The sequence below is a fragment of the Ruegeria sp. CDSC025 genome, from assembly GCF_059610805.1.
In genome coordinates this window covers 361,400-375,140 of record NZ_JBXWOJ010000002.1, presented here as the reverse complement: position 1 = coordinate 375,140, position 13,741 = coordinate 361,400, and the positions used below count along the sequence as shown (strand labels likewise).

The window sequence follows — 13,741 nt, the reverse complement described above, 5'->3', positions numbered from 1 at the left end:
ATGTCTTTAAAATCCCGCTCTAAAACGCAGCTCTTTTTTCAAGGGGAAAGCATGGTCGGCATCTTTTCAAAACTTGCTGTCGGGGGCACAATTGCCGTTGGCATTGTGTTCTCGTTCGCAACTTCGGCAACTGCCACAGAAAAACCCCGGCTGGTGCTCCAGATAACGGTAGATCAGTTGCGCGGTGACCTGATTGACAGATATCGGACACATGTTGGCGAAGGCGGGTTTCGATATCTGATGCAAAACGGGGTCATTTTTTCAAATGCCCATCATCGCCATGCTAACACCGAAACCATTGTCGGTCATACAACATTGTCCACTGGCACGGACCCGGCAATCCACGGCATGGTTGCCAACCTGTGGTTCGATCGAAAAACAGGCACCCCGTTCTACAATGTTCAAGACATCGAGTATCCACTTGTAGGGGCAGCAGGGATCGATGCAGCTAATGAGATTGACCCGACGCAACGCGCTGCGACAACTGACGGGCGGTCTCCGCGCAATATCATCAGTTCAACGATATCTGACGAAATTGCCATTCATTTTGGTCCGGCTTCCAAAATCTTTGGCGTGTCGGTCAAGGATCGCGGTGCCATTGCAATGGCGGGTCACGCAGGGCAGGCTTATTGGTTTTCGAAAGCCGAAGGCAGATTTGTCACCAGCACGTTTTATCGCGACGACTATCCGGCTTGGATCGCGGACTGGGAGGCGCAAGGCAAAGTGGCGTTGTACGCAAATCAGGACTGGACCCTGTTGCGGGATCGTGAGCTTTACGCTTTTGCTGATCACGACGATCAAGCATGGGAAACCGAATTGCCGGGTTTTGGTCGCACATTTCCCCATAACTGGGGCCCTGACGATAACAAGTATTTCACTACATTCCTAACTCTCAGCCCGGCAGGGGACGAGATCACGGTCGACTTCGCAAAAACGCTGATGGATGCCGAACAGATCGGAACAGACAGTGTGACGGACTATTTGTCGATCAGTCTTTCCTCGACGGACTATGTTGGTCATGTTTTTGGTCCTTCCAGTCTGGAAGCGGAGGACAACTTTGCCCGTCTGGACCGAAGCATTTCCGATCTGTTGGCGCATGTGGATAACACAGTTGGGCTGGACAAAACCCTGATTGTCTTGTCGGCGGATCACGGCGCACCCGAACACCCGGATTATCTCGCGACAGTCGGTATCGAGGCCGGGTTGTTTGACTTTCAGCGTGTGGACACCGAACCGGGGTTTGTACGCTTGCAGCTGGATTTCGGAGCTTCCCGCGATCTCATCCAGAATTTTTCAAATCCCTATCTTTATCTGAATCAGGAATTGATTGGCCAAAGGGGGCTTGATCCAACTGCCGTTGAACTGGCGATTGCCGAGGAGCTTCAGAAGTTACCCGGAATTGCCTATGCGGTCGGCAGCTCTGCATTGCGCAGCGGATCAGTCCCGCGCACCAAGATCACAGAAGCTGTTTTGGCGAACTTTCATCCTGACAGGTCCGGTGACATCTATGTAGTGTTTGAACCACACTGGTTTGTCGCCGATTTCGACGGCTTAACGGTTGCGTCGGCACATGGCTCACCTTGGGCCTATGACACCCACGTCCCCCTGATATTTTCCGGCCCAGGCATTACGCCGGGGACAATTGTACGCCGCGTCGAGACGGTTGATGTCGCGCCAACGCTAGCGGCTTATCTAGGCACCAAACCTCCTTCGGGGACCACCGGCGTGCCACTGCCCGAGGTGATGCCACAATGATTGGAATACTCGGATGACAATAGATTCTCGTTCCCTTTGGAGACTGACCATGAAGATGTTCCATATTTTGTCCTTGGTTTGTGCAGTGTCTGTATGCCTGTTCAACACGCAGGCCCAAGCACAATCAGATGCCGCTTCAGATGCAGCTCAGGCGAACAACCCACTGGCCGACATCACTGCTTTTAACATCCAGAATTACTATATCAACGAATTGACCGGACCGGGGGATTTCGATGCAAACCAGTTTGTCTTGAGATACGCCAAGCCAGTTCAAATCGGTAATAGCAACTGGCTGGTCCGAGCATCGCTCCCCTTCAATAGTTTCCCTGTTGGTGATGGCGGATCGACGGAAAGCGGGATCGGTGACTTCGATATTTTTGCTGCATATCAAATCAACACTGGTGATCCCGCTGTCAGCTTTGCTATAGGTCCACAGGTCGTTGCTCCTACTGCAACCGAAGACCGTCTGGGATCGGAACAATGGCAGCTCGGTCTCGCGAATGTTTATTTCAACGCTCGTTCGGCAAAGGTGCAATATGGCTACCTTTTGACATGGCGCGGTGGAGTGGGTGACACAAATGGTCGCGAGCGCGTCAGTCTCGGCGCATTTCAACCATTCGTCTTTTACCAGCTTGGTGACGGCTGGTACACGGGCGGTGCGCCTATCTGGTCCTACAACTTCAAAAACGATAACTATTCTGTCCCGGTGGGCATTCGCTTGGGCAAAGTCTTCAAGAAGAACAAGACCGTTTACAACGTGTTCGTCGAACCGCAGTGGTCGGTGAGCGATAGCGGTAGCGGGCTGCCGAAACAGCAAATCTACTTTGCCGTTAATATGCAGTTCAAATGACACCTAATCCTCAATCAGAAAAATAAATGGAGAACTAAGTTGGACAAATTTGTAGCGGTTGTCTTTGACACCGAGGAAGCCGCCTTTAAAGGTGCAGAGGCAATGCGTGCTCTTCATCAAAACGGAGAGCTTGCTGTCTTTGCAGCGGGTGTGATCACAAAAGATGCAGACGGAGAAGTTGAACTGAAATCGAGCGCAGATGAAGGCCCAATCGGGACTGCATTTGGATTAATGTTGGGAGCTATGGTCGGGGTTTTGGCTGGTCCTGTGGCAGTTGCATCGGGCGCCGCACTTGCCGGTTCTGCGGCAGCAGCATCAGCCGCCGCGAGTGGCATGGCTGTTGGCGGCATGACTGGCGGGCTCTTTGGTGCATACCGGGATCTTTGGGTTTCGGGGATGGACGCCGTAATGCTGGACAATATCAGCACAGAACTTCTACCAGGAAAATCCTGTGTTGTCGCTTCAGTTGACGAAGTTTGGACTACGCCGATGGACACAAAGATGAGCGAGTTTGGTGGAACTGTTTTCCGAAAGTTGCGAGCTGATGCAGTTGACGACGAAATGGCAGCGGAAATGGACGCACTGGATCGCGAATGGGACGCGATGGAGGAAGAATGGCAGGCCGCAAGTGACGAAAGAAAAGCTGCTTTCAAAGAAAAGATGGACGGCATTAAGTCCAAAATGAAAGAAAGTGGTGAAAAGATCGACACTCGCATGGAAGAGCTCGATCAGGAGTTTGAAGCCCGGCTCGAAGCCATCGAAGAGCAGATTGAACGAGCCTCTGATACAACGAAGGCCAAGTTTGAAAAACGCAAAGCTGAGATCAAGGCAGATTGGCAAGAGCGCAAAAACAAACTCGCAGCCTCTTTGCGCAAGGCAGCGGCCAAGATTGAGGCCTGATTGCTCGAATAAACACAGCTTGTACGGGCGAACGCTGTCGCCTGTACAAGCTGAATTATGGATTCTGGAGCAGTCCACCAATCCACCAGAACACAGCATCCAAGCGGGGCCTCGGTTTTGGATACTTGACGTAGCGCAGTGTGCCTCGGATTGTGGTTACTAGGTGCTGACAGCCAGTGTTGTCGCAACTGGCGATTTGATCTTCAAGTTTGGTCGGCGCCGATGAGAAACGCAGAAAAGTTTGAAATTCATCGTGGGAGTTCTTCGTCATGGCAACCAAAATGGAGTTGGAAGCGGAGCTTGAGCGCCTGCGCGCACAAAACGAAACGTTACGTTCGGAGACCAGCGATTCACCCACGATGGATGTGGCGGATGATCCTCCGGGCGAAACAGATGCGATCAGTGATCTGAAACAGCTTCTGGACGAGCACGGCATCGATGGTGAAAATATTGATGCCTTGCGCACGCAGTTGACGGATGAATTCACAAAGCTTCAAAAGGAGTATCCAATAGCGGTCCTCCTGAGCATCTTCGTCCTTGGGTTTGTTGCTGGCCGGACGTTTAAGTAGGATAGAATGCATGAATAGAATTAGCAGAAATCTAACCACAATCTATCGCACAGAACGGCTGATAACACGCCGTCGTATCGCAGTAGTCCAACAACAAACGGTCTTGATGGCGCTTGCTGGATTGGCGGCACTAGCTGGACTTATCTTATTGAATATCACGTTCTACTTTGTCCTTACCAAGTGGCTTTCCCCAGCAGTTGCTGCTGGCACGCTTGCTGTCGTCAATCTTGCACTCGCCGGGTTGCTTGCATCAGTGGCCGGACGCATGAGTGTGGATGACGAGATCGCGCCAGCGATCGAAGTGCGGGATATGGCAATAACCGATCTCGAAGCAGAACTCGAAGGAATGACACTGGAAGCACGCCAGACGGTTAATGCAATCAAAGGACTGGGATCTAATCCGCTTGGTTCCGCTGCAGCGCTTTTGGTGCCGGTCTTGACGGCCGCATTGAAAAAGAAGGGCTGACACGCGAAAGCTTTTCAGCGGCGGAATGTCTGTAATTTTTCCTTCTTGGGGACAGGCTAAATCAGCTCGTATCTGTTTTGGGATTGGCGCCGGGTGACGGTTCAGACTTGCGTTGTCTGGCTTCTTTCCGCTCGAGCAACTCTTGTTTCATCAACGCAAGCTCTTCTTCTGTTTCAGAATGGGGCTGTCTCGTACCAGCATCAGAGCTTACGCTTTTGCGGCTCGACGGCCGTGCGACAGAATGCGGTGTATCATCGACTTTCACATTTTGTTCCTTTGGCAACACACCGTCGCTTGAGAGCAATCTGGCAAAGGGTTGCAAGCCCGGAATTTCCGAACAGACAATCATAATGACGACTGTCAGTGGCACGGCGATAAATGCTCCAATTCCACCCCACATAAGGCTCCAGAAGGTGAGCGCCACCATGACAACGAAGGTGCTCAAGTTAAGGGATTTTCCCTGTAGCTTTGGTTGCACGATGTTTCCAATAATAGCGTCACCGCCGCCGTATACTGCAACAACGGTCAAAGCCGGTACGATAGATTCAAACTGAAGAAGAGCCACCGTCGTCGGGAATAATACGGCGAGGAATGAACCAATGCTGGGAATGAAGTTGAGGAAAAAAACCAATAGAGCTAACGGAAGCGCGAAATCGACTCCCAAAACCGTCATAACGATAAAAGCCAGTGTACCGCTCATCGCGCTGGTGGATGCATTAATCCACATATATTGTCGGACGCCGATTGAAATCGACCTTAGGATATTTTCGACCTGCCTGGCACTATCCGGCGTTGCACAAAGCCTTGGAAGTTTTTCAGCGAACGCGCCTCGGTCACCCAACATAAATGCGACGTAGAGCAGGATCAGCCCAATATTCCCAATTGCGCCAGCAGTTGACGCCGCAAATCCTGTTAGCCAACTTTCGATGTCGATAGACAGAATGGATTTTTCGATCGCGGCGGCTCGTTCTGCTCCAACGAAAGCGTCAAATTGAGTTTCCAGCGACTGCAAGCGCTCTGTGTATCTGGGTCCGGCATCTGCGACCGCCGCAGCTTGGTTTGATAAAACGTAACCAAAACCCACAAGCAAAAGGAACAAACCGGCCGTCACCCCAATGTAGGCCGCCCAGCGAGGTATATCCCGCCCGAAAAATGTTGCAGAGTTCAAACGTTCGATCAGCGCGATATTGAGGATAAAAAGCAATGTGGCCAAAGCGAGTGGGATCAGGAAATCGCGGCCAAACCAAAGCAATCCAACTATGATGGGAAATGAGACGATGGTCAAAAACCATGTAGGAACAGCCGACGTGTTTGATGTATTTTTGCCCATAATTTTTTCGTTGGTCATCCGATATGCCTCGTCTTCTGAAGTCGTTGCCGTATCGTTTGACCGGTAATTACACTACTTTACACTGTACTACCCATGTTTCAAAGGACCAACTAAAAAGGCTCCCAGGCCCCTCATTCCCAAAAAAGTGTGCGTGTCGTTTGTATTCAGCCGTCGCTCACATGGTCGTGGGTGCGTGGCAGAACATAAAGTAGTGTAAACGGTGCAGGTGGCTTTTCGCGGCGAAGGCAAGATTGCCCGACGTGACTCACGTCGCTGCAAGCCTTCATTGCCACAAGGAGGGGCCGCAGTTGTTTGACTTCTATAGGTTTTGCGGACAACGTCGCACATGGATTTAATTAACGAAGGGACAAACGAATGATCGACGTAACCGAGATTGTGAAAGAGCTTAAACAACGCCGCGATGAGCTCAAACTGCAGCTTCATCTTGCTTCGAAAGAAGCCGAAGACGAATGGGAAGAACTTCAGGCCGAGTGGGACAAGTTTCTATCTCGATCAGAGTTTGACAAGTCAGCGGAAGAAGTAGGTGAATCTGCCCGCCAGTTGGGGCTAAAAATGAAAGCCGCATACGACAAAATGAAAACAACCTAGGTTCAAGCCCGTTTTACTGACTGGTTTTGCAAGCCGTCAACCAAAGACGCCAGCTCTAGGAATTGGGATCAAATGTGTTGTCCTGTAGCCCTTGGCTTTCCATGCTGGCGTCTATTTTCACTGTTTGGGTAGGATAGGCGAGTGTCGTGCCCGCATTGCGAGTTATGCTTAGAATCGCTAACGTTAAGCGTTCAGTGACTTGCAGATACTCTTGATAGTTTGGTCCCCGTGTCAAAACGTAAATCAGGATATCAATTGAGCTCGGCCCGAAATCGCTGACAAAGATATGCTTGGGCGCATCATCCCCAAGTTCAAAGTCCCCAGACGTCCGGTGATGATGTCGTATCCCATCCCGCACTGCCTCAATCTGCGACTGGGTGGCAGACAGCTGAAGGGGCACTTTCAGCATGATACGCCTGTGTTTCAGCGCAGAGTAGTTCAGAACAATTGAGTTCGACAAATCAGAGTTGGGGATATGTCGCGGGATTTGATCAAAGCCCACAACCAGTGTTGAGCGTAAATCAATCCTTCTTACAGTGCCAACAAACTGCCCCTCCACCTGAATAGCATCGCCCGTCTCAAAACGTTTCTCGCTGATATTCGTCATGCCTGCGACAAGGTTGCGGAGCAAATCCTGCGTTGCAATGGCCAGTCCAGCGCCCAGAACGCCAACACCGGTGAGCGCTCCTGAGATATCAATCTGCCAGACTTTCAGAAGCGATGTCAGGCCAAACAATATGACTGCAAATTGAGTTACTCTTTCAACCCAATCTGTTTCGCTGGCAACCAGACTGGAGGTGTCATCGCGCAATAACGACGCAAAAGGGCCGCTGAGGCGGTACCAAGCGCCAAAGACAGTAACAATGGCAACTGAGCTCAAAACCCTGGTTAGAAAGAGCCCCGTTTCATCGGTGGGAAAGGCTAGGCGGATAGCTACGTAAACCGCAAGAGTAACGAACAGAATTTCGGCGGCGGATTTTAGTTGTGCCTCCACATCGTCCGAAAGATTTACTCCAAACCGGGCCAGAAGTGCTTTGAAACCTACCAAACTTAACGCGGATAATGGTTTGCGTATCAAGAAGACCAAAGCAATGCCGATCAACGACCAAACCACTGAGCCCATATCCAAATAACCCAATGATTGCTTAAATGACTTGACCGTCGTCTCAAGGAACGCGTGAACCGGGCCTACTTCCGTCTCCACTTATCAACTCTCCCGATTTAAGCTCTGGGATTAACAATGCGATTTTTGACTACCATTGACCAGAGTTCGGCTTTACAAACATCGCCTAGGGTGATGTTTTCGAGGAGAATGCCCTTGTTTTTTATGGTTTATCTGCCAATTGCAGGCATTTTGTTCACGACGTCTATACATTGCCGTCTTCGACTGGCAATCACAAATATAGAATGGCTGACAGATTCCCGGTTTACGTGGCTTTGACGCGAGCATTTAGGATATTTAGTAGTAAGAACCGTCGCATTTTTTCGCGCTAAAACCAAGCCAGAGAGCGATGAATACAAGTTCAGACTAAGAGGATGGCGGCGTCGGCCTTCAAACCATGAACTCATCATGCTTTCGCCAACACCAATTGTCTGCTTCCCACCTAAACGTCCCACGGTTGTTGAATTTGCATCTGAAACCAAGAGTTCTTTCCAATCCTTCGCCTTAGTAAGCATGGCAGTCTAGTTTGTGCCGGAAACGACCGTTGAAACTGCAACAACGAAAGTCTGAAAAGTCCCGCTTAGCGGTCGCTAAAACAGAGTGCCGAGAACGGCAGCTAACAGTGCCGGCACACGCGCATTTGACCATTGTCTGGCCTATCTGCGGACGCCTCGGGCGGCTTCGGGATTTTCGGCCAGAAAACCGCGCAGAACCGCAAAGAGCTCTGTTGCATGCTGCAAGTCATCTCTGTGCAACGCGGCGCGAATATCGTCGCAAATCATCTCATGCACCTTCTGGGGCCCGTGATGCGTATGCATCAAGTATTCGCCCATAAGAGCAGCATCGTATTTTGTGATATGCTCATGTTCAGCTAGCGCTTCAATCTCGACCCGCGTCAGCGCAGACATGTCTTCAATATCTTCGATCGCAATCATGTATCACCCTCCCAAGCCATCTCATGCTACCGGTTTGGTGCTTTGATGCATTGATTTGGCTCAATCACGTAAAGGCGTTAGTTAGATGCCAATCATCATTGAGATATCGAACTTGATACTCGCATGCGGGAGCATTCCAGGGTCTCGTGAATACTAGCCACAGCTTCTGATGACTACTTCGTCCGCATACCTGACATTAGACTGTCTCTCGCTCAACGGCAGCGATGCTGAGAAACTGCTTAAGAAGTCTGTGTCTTGGTTTCTTGATTGTCCTCTCAAGATAAGGCAGTCGCCTCGATTTTTTCGCCAACGCGCTTGCGTTGAGGATACTAGCCACAGGGGTGGCTCAGCGCTGTTGTTTCAAATATCCGTGTTTGAAATTCGCGTATAGCTTCTGGAATTCGGCTAAGTACCTGAAATTAAATGGAGGCGAGTACCGGAATCGAACCGGTGTACACGGATTTGCAATCCGCTGCGTCACCACTCCGCCAACTCGCCTTTTCAAGTAATATCAAATACTTGCCGTGATGTGACAGGCGTTTTAGCAGCTTTAATCCGGGGCGTCCAGTGGGTTCGGTCTAAATTTGAGGTACTGAAAATTGGATCACCCATTCGGATCACTCTAAAATCTCCACGACAGACGAAAGTTTCCGCTTGCGGGCCGTTGCTGGTTTGCCCGGGATGTGGCACAAACCCATCAACCTTGGGAAATGAATGAGCGATCCAATGACAGATTTCGCAGCCCGCCGCCGCACCATGGTCGATACGCAGGTCCGGCCTTCGGACGTTACCAAGTTCCCGATCATTGATGCCATGCTGTCCGTCAAGCGCGAGAATTTTGTGCCAGACGCGCAACGCGAAGCCGCCTATGTCGAGGGTTTGATAGAACTTGAGGCTGGACGCTGCATTCTGGAACCGAGAACACTGGCCAAGATGTTGGATGTGCTGAACATTACCAATGATGAGGTTGTTCTGGATATTGCTCCGGCGCTGGGATATTCGACGGCTGTTGCAGCCCGTATGGCGCAGTTGGTCGTAGCGGTGGAAGCGGATGAAGCGCTAGCTGCCGAAGCGCAAACGCTGCTGATGGAGGCTGACGCGGATAATGTGGTTGTTCACGTGGGGCCGCTGGATGAGGGCGCCGCCGAGCATGGGCCTTATGACGTGGTCATGATCCAGGGCGGTGTAGAAGAGGTTCCGTCTGCATTGATTGACCAGCTTAAGGATCATGGGCGTATCGCCTGCCTGTTCATGGAAGGTGATCTTGGGACCGTCCGTATAGGCCACAAATCAGGCGATCGCGTTACTTGGCGCCAGGCATTCAACGCAAGTGCACCAGTTCTGAAGGCTTTCTCGGCCGAGAGTGCATTTTCGCTATAGTCGGCGGGCAGATATATCTGCTGCCTTGATTAGTTCAACACAAAGACGCAAACTGGCCTGAGGGCTGCGTTATTTTGATTTGAGAGGATTTCGCCATGCGTTTTGCAGCAGGAGGAAAGCTGGTCAGGACTCTGGCAGTGACTGCAGGTATTGCTTTGGGCACGTTGTCTGGACGGGCGGTTTGGGCCGACAACCTGACCGACGCGTTCATCGGAGCATATAATACTAGTGGTTTGCTGGAACAGAACCGGGCGTTGCTGCGGGCTGCGGACGAGGATGTGGCGATCGCGCTATCGGCTTTGCGCCCTATTATCAACTGGACCGTCGCGGTTAGCCAAGACTATACGCGCAGCAGAAACAGTGGTGTTACGAACAGTGTTGATCCTTCGAACTTCTTCTCGGGCCTGACGCTGAGCCAGCTGTTGTATGATGGCGGAGCCTCGATTCTAGGCAAGCAATCAGCGCAGGAAACGGTGCTGTCGACCCGGCAGGCGCTGATCGATATCGAACAGCAGGTCCTGTTCCGCGCGGCGACCGCTTACCTGAGTGTTCTGCTGCAGGAAGAGACTGTATCGATTCGTCAAAACAACGTTGAACTGTCCGCAGAAGAGCTTCGCGCCTCGCAGGATCGTTTCGAAGTTGGGGAAGTTACCCGCACAGACGTCGCATTGTCTCAGGCTCAGCTTGCAAGCTCGCAGGCCGATCTGGCGAATGCGCGCGGCGATCTGAGCACTGCTCAGGCGGAATATGTGAACGCAGTTGGCAAACTGCCGGGCCGTACTGCTGGTCAGCCCAGCCTGCCAAACTTGCCCCGCTCCGAGGCCGAGGCTGTCAGCCTGGCCCAACGCAATCACCCATCCATTCTGTCCGCCCAGCATCAGGTGCGCGCCCTTGATCTGGTCGTGCAGCAGCAGCGCGCGGGCCTGGGTCCGAATGTCAGCCTGAACGCTGATGCGGGCGTCACCGAGAGCTATGATGACGACGATTATGTGAATGATGCGAGTATCTCGCTGAACTTCAGCCAGCCGATCTATGCGGGTGGTCGACTCGCGGCAAGCGTGCGCCGCGCAATGGCCTCGCGGGATGGGTCACGTGCCAATCTGCTGAATGTGCAAAAGAACATTACGCAGGGCGTGTCTGATGCCTATGTTCGGTTTCAAACTGCAAGCGCAAGCCTGAGGGCCTCTTCGGAACGTGTACGCGCCTCGGAAGTTGCGTTTGATGGTATCCGCGAAGAGGCAACTTTGGGTGCGCGGACCACTCTGGACGTGCTGGCTGCTCAGCAGGATTTGCTGGACGCGCAGCTTGCCGAAATTGCTTCCAGAACCGAGCGATCTCTGGCGGCTTATCAGTTGCTGCAGGCCCAAGGTTTGCTCACGGCCGAGCGTTTGGGTCTGGCGGTTCAGATTTACGATCCGACCCTTTACTATAATCTGGTGAAGAAAGCCCCCGCGCAGGTCAGCAAGCAGAGCAAAGATCTGGATCGGGTCCTGAAAGCACTGCGTCGGGACTAAACACCCAATACTGCCTGTTGTGAGGTCTGCATTGTTTGGCTACACTCGGACCTGAGGTTAGAGCGGTAGAAAACAATGACAGACAATGTCGTGAACTCCGGGATCGAAGACGTACTGTCATCGGTCAAGCGGCTGGTCAGCGAAGAAGGTCGAAAAGTTCCCGATCTGGTGCGTTCCAAGTCAGAGCGAAAGCCAGGGCGGCTTGTTCTGACTGATGCGCTCAGGGTTGGCGAGCAAACAGGTGTCGAGACGCAGCCTTTCAAGCTGGATGCTGAGTACAGCGCTGAAAAATCGGTGAAACCGATGCTTTTGCGCGCCTGCGATGTTGTTGCGGGTGATGAAGCGGAGTCGGCTACAGCGCATTCACCTGATCCAGTTGCGGAAGAGGGCATAGCCAAAAGTCTAAGTGCCAAAATTGAGGCGCTGGAAGCCGCGATCGCCAGGACCGAAGATCAGTGGGAGCCCGACGGTGACAGCGTAGATGCCTATTCAGGAACGCCAAATCAACCGTTGGAATGGCAACCCCAAGACGAAGCCCCAGATGCAGAGACTGAGACTGTTGAAAAGGCAGTGTTTGTACGGGACCCAGAGGTATCGGCTGCCGCGGATACAACAGGTTCAGAAGCAGATGCTGCCATGTCCCGGCTTGATGACGATGGCTTGCGCTCTTTGATTGCGCAGGTTGTTCGTGAAGAACTGCAGGGCGTACTGGGTGAACGCATTACGCGGAACGTTCGAAAAATGGTTCGCCGCGAAATCTACCGTGCGTTGGCCGAGCAAAAAGCCGAGTAAAAGTCAGCCTTTAATCGGCGTTTCAGCCAGTTCCAGCAAGCGGTCCAGATCCATATGTCGTTCCAGATGGTCGGCCAGACGATCAAGCGTATCTTCGACACCGTCCTCATAGTGCAGGGTGGAAGAGACTCCCAAAAGCTGTAGGTAGTCGGCCCGAAATTGATCGGATGAGAATATACCGTGTAGGTAGCTTCCGCGTATCCGGCCAGTCCGATCAGCTGCGCCCTCCGGGCGGCCCTCGACCTCCAGCCAAGCGCGGGTGCAATCGTTGCCTTCGGTGCGGCCCATATGGATCTCATATCCGGTTAGCGGTTGGTGCCCCGGCAGGGCGCGTGCAGTCCGCAGGGTCACCTTTTTCTCGCCGACCATAACGGTATCCACATCCAACAGCCCCAATCCATCGACTGTACCTGGCCGCCCGTCCACACCATCGGGATCAGCAATGGTGTTCCCGAGCATCTGGTAGCCGCCACATAGCCCCAACACATGGCCGCCACGTCGGACATGGGCATAGAGGTCGATATCCCAGCCCTGAGCACGGAAGTAGGCCAAATCGCCAATGGTTGACTTGCTTCCGGGCAGCAGGACCAGATCGGCGTCGCCGGGCAGCGCGCGGCCAGAGGGCACGATCTCGACCGTGATGCCAGGCTCTGCCGATAGCGGATCAAGATCATCAAAATTGGCCATCCGTTCCAACTGAGGTACTGCAACCTTACAGGAACCGCCACTGTGGGACCGGATATCCATCATATCTTCGGCTGGCAGCTTCCAGGCATCGTCGAACCAAGGCACAACACCGATACAGGCCCAGCCTGTTCGAGCGGCGATGTCATCGCGACCTTCGTCGAATAGGGATACATCGCCCTTAAAGCGATTGATGGCAAAGCCTCGGATCATTGCCAGATCGCCAGCATCCAGCACGGCCTGAGTCCCGACGATCTGAGCAATTACCCCACCTCGGTGAATATCGCCGACAAGTACGACCGGCACACCCGCGGCGCAGGCGAAGCCCATATTGGCAATATCACCCTGACGCAGGTTGGTCTCGGCCGGGCTTCCGGCCCCTTCAACCAACACCAGATCAGCGTCGGTGCAGAGCCGGTCAAAACTCTGGCGCGCGGCTGTCATCAGCTTGGATTTATCCTTGCGGTAATCGCCAGCCTGCATCGTTCCGGCGCGTTTGCCCTGAATGACGATCTGCGCGCCTGTATCTGTTTCAGGCTTCAAAAGGATCGGGTTCATATCCGTATGTGTGGCGCGTCGTGCCGCCAACGCTTGTAGGGCTTGCGCGCGCCCGATCTCGCCACCATTTTCGGTTACTGCGGCGTTATTCGACATGTTCTGCGGTTTGAACGGGGCAACCCGCAGGCCTCGGCGCGTATAGGCGCGTGCCAATCCGGCCACCAGAACCGATTTTCCAACATTGCTGCCTGTGCCCTGAATCATGATGGCGCGAACCATGCCGTGTCTCCTGTTAGC

Annotated in this window: 13 protein-coding genes and 1 tRNA gene; 9 read left to right on the top strand and 5 right to left on the bottom strand. The window is 52.8% G+C overall.

The genetic code is table 11. From position 1 onward, the window contains the following. Positions 1-51: 51 nt before the first annotated feature. The 5 genes from AC2FH8_RS05040 (at position 52) to AC2FH8_RS05020 (ending at position 4,540) form a co-directional block, all read left to right on the top strand. Entirely contained in the window at positions 52-1,755 is a 1,704-nt protein-coding gene (locus AC2FH8_RS05040; RefSeq protein ID WP_281994390.1) for an alkaline phosphatase family protein, read from the top strand. 49 nt (positions 1,756-1,804) lie between these two features. Then, a complete protein-coding gene (locus tag AC2FH8_RS05035) occupies positions 1,805-2,605 on the top strand; it encodes a transporter (protein ID WP_281971837.1) in 801 nt (266 codons plus the stop codon). Positions 2,606-2,644: 39 nt separating this feature from the next. After that, on the top strand, positions 2,645-3,505 hold the full coding sequence (locus AC2FH8_RS05030; protein WP_281971838.1) for a DUF1269 domain-containing protein: 861 nt from the start codon (positions 2,645-2,647) through the stop codon (positions 3,503-3,505). Between the two features lie 269 nt (positions 3,506-3,774). Further along, on the top strand, positions 3,775-4,074 hold the full coding sequence (locus tag AC2FH8_RS05025) for a hypothetical protein (protein WP_281971839.1): 300 nt from the start codon (positions 3,775-3,777) through the stop codon (positions 4,072-4,074). 10 nt (positions 4,075-4,084) lie between these two features. Beyond that, the gene (locus AC2FH8_RS05020) at positions 4,085-4,540 is read left to right on the top strand and encodes a hypothetical protein (protein ID WP_281971840.1); all 456 of its coding nucleotides are present in this window, start codon (positions 4,085-4,087) and stop codon (positions 4,538-4,540) included. A gap of 61 nt (positions 4,541-4,601) precedes the next feature. Here the strand turns inward: AC2FH8_RS05020 and AC2FH8_RS05015 are convergent, their stop codons facing one another. Next, positions 4,602-5,888 (bottom strand): AI-2E family transporter, encoded by a 1,287-nt coding sequence (locus AC2FH8_RS05015; RefSeq protein ID WP_281971841.1) that lies wholly within the window; start codon positions 5,886-5,888, stop codon positions 4,602-4,604. Between the two features lie 357 nt (positions 5,889-6,245). Here AC2FH8_RS05015 and AC2FH8_RS05010 point away from each other — a divergent pair, with 357 nt between their 5' ends. After that, positions 6,246-6,479, top strand: a complete 234-nt coding sequence (locus AC2FH8_RS05010) for a hypothetical protein (protein WP_281971842.1) — start codon at positions 6,246-6,248, stop codon at positions 6,477-6,479. 55 nt (positions 6,480-6,534) lie between these two features. On the opposite strand, the gene AC2FH8_RS05005 is transcribed toward AC2FH8_RS05010, so the two are convergent. The 3 genes from AC2FH8_RS05005 to AC2FH8_RS04995 form a co-directional block, all read right to left on the bottom strand. Next, entirely contained in the window at positions 6,535-7,683 is a 1,149-nt protein-coding gene (locus AC2FH8_RS05005; RefSeq protein WP_281971843.1) for a mechanosensitive ion channel family protein, read from the bottom strand. 614 nt (positions 7,684-8,297) lie between these two features. Then, positions 8,298-8,576, bottom strand: coding sequence for a hypothetical protein (locus AC2FH8_RS05000; protein ID WP_281971844.1), 279 nt, complete (start codon positions 8,574-8,576; stop codon positions 8,298-8,300). A 424-nt stretch (positions 8,577-9,000) separates the two neighbouring features. Next, positions 9,001-9,074, bottom strand: a tRNA-Cys gene (locus AC2FH8_RS04995). A 228-nt stretch (positions 9,075-9,302) separates the two neighbouring features. Between AC2FH8_RS04995 and AC2FH8_RS04990 the strand changes: the two genes are divergently transcribed. The 3 genes from AC2FH8_RS04990 to AC2FH8_RS04980 all read left to right on the top strand — a co-directional run bounded on the left by AC2FH8_RS04990 (position 9,303) and on the right by AC2FH8_RS04980 (position 12,262). Next, positions 9,303-9,956 (top strand): protein-L-isoaspartate O-methyltransferase family protein, encoded by a 654-nt coding sequence (locus tag AC2FH8_RS04990; protein WP_142635071.1) that lies wholly within the window; start codon positions 9,303-9,305, stop codon positions 9,954-9,956. Positions 9,957-10,051: 95 nt separating this feature from the next. Continuing rightward, entirely contained in the window at positions 10,052-11,470 is a 1,419-nt protein-coding gene (locus AC2FH8_RS04985) for a TolC family outer membrane protein (RefSeq protein ID WP_496688583.1), read from the top strand. A gap of 75 nt (positions 11,471-11,545) precedes the next feature. Beyond that, complete coding sequence (locus AC2FH8_RS04980) at positions 11,546-12,262, top strand: hypothetical protein (RefSeq protein WP_496688581.1); 717 nt, start codon at positions 11,546-11,548, stop codon at positions 12,260-12,262. A gap of 3 nt (positions 12,263-12,265) precedes the next feature. Here the strand turns inward: AC2FH8_RS04980 and AC2FH8_RS04975 are convergent, their stop codons facing one another. Further along, positions 12,266-13,723 (bottom strand): cobyric acid synthase, encoded by a 1,458-nt coding sequence (locus tag AC2FH8_RS04975; protein ID WP_496688579.1) that lies wholly within the window; start codon positions 13,721-13,723, stop codon positions 12,266-12,268. Positions 13,724-13,741 lie beyond the last annotated feature (18 nt).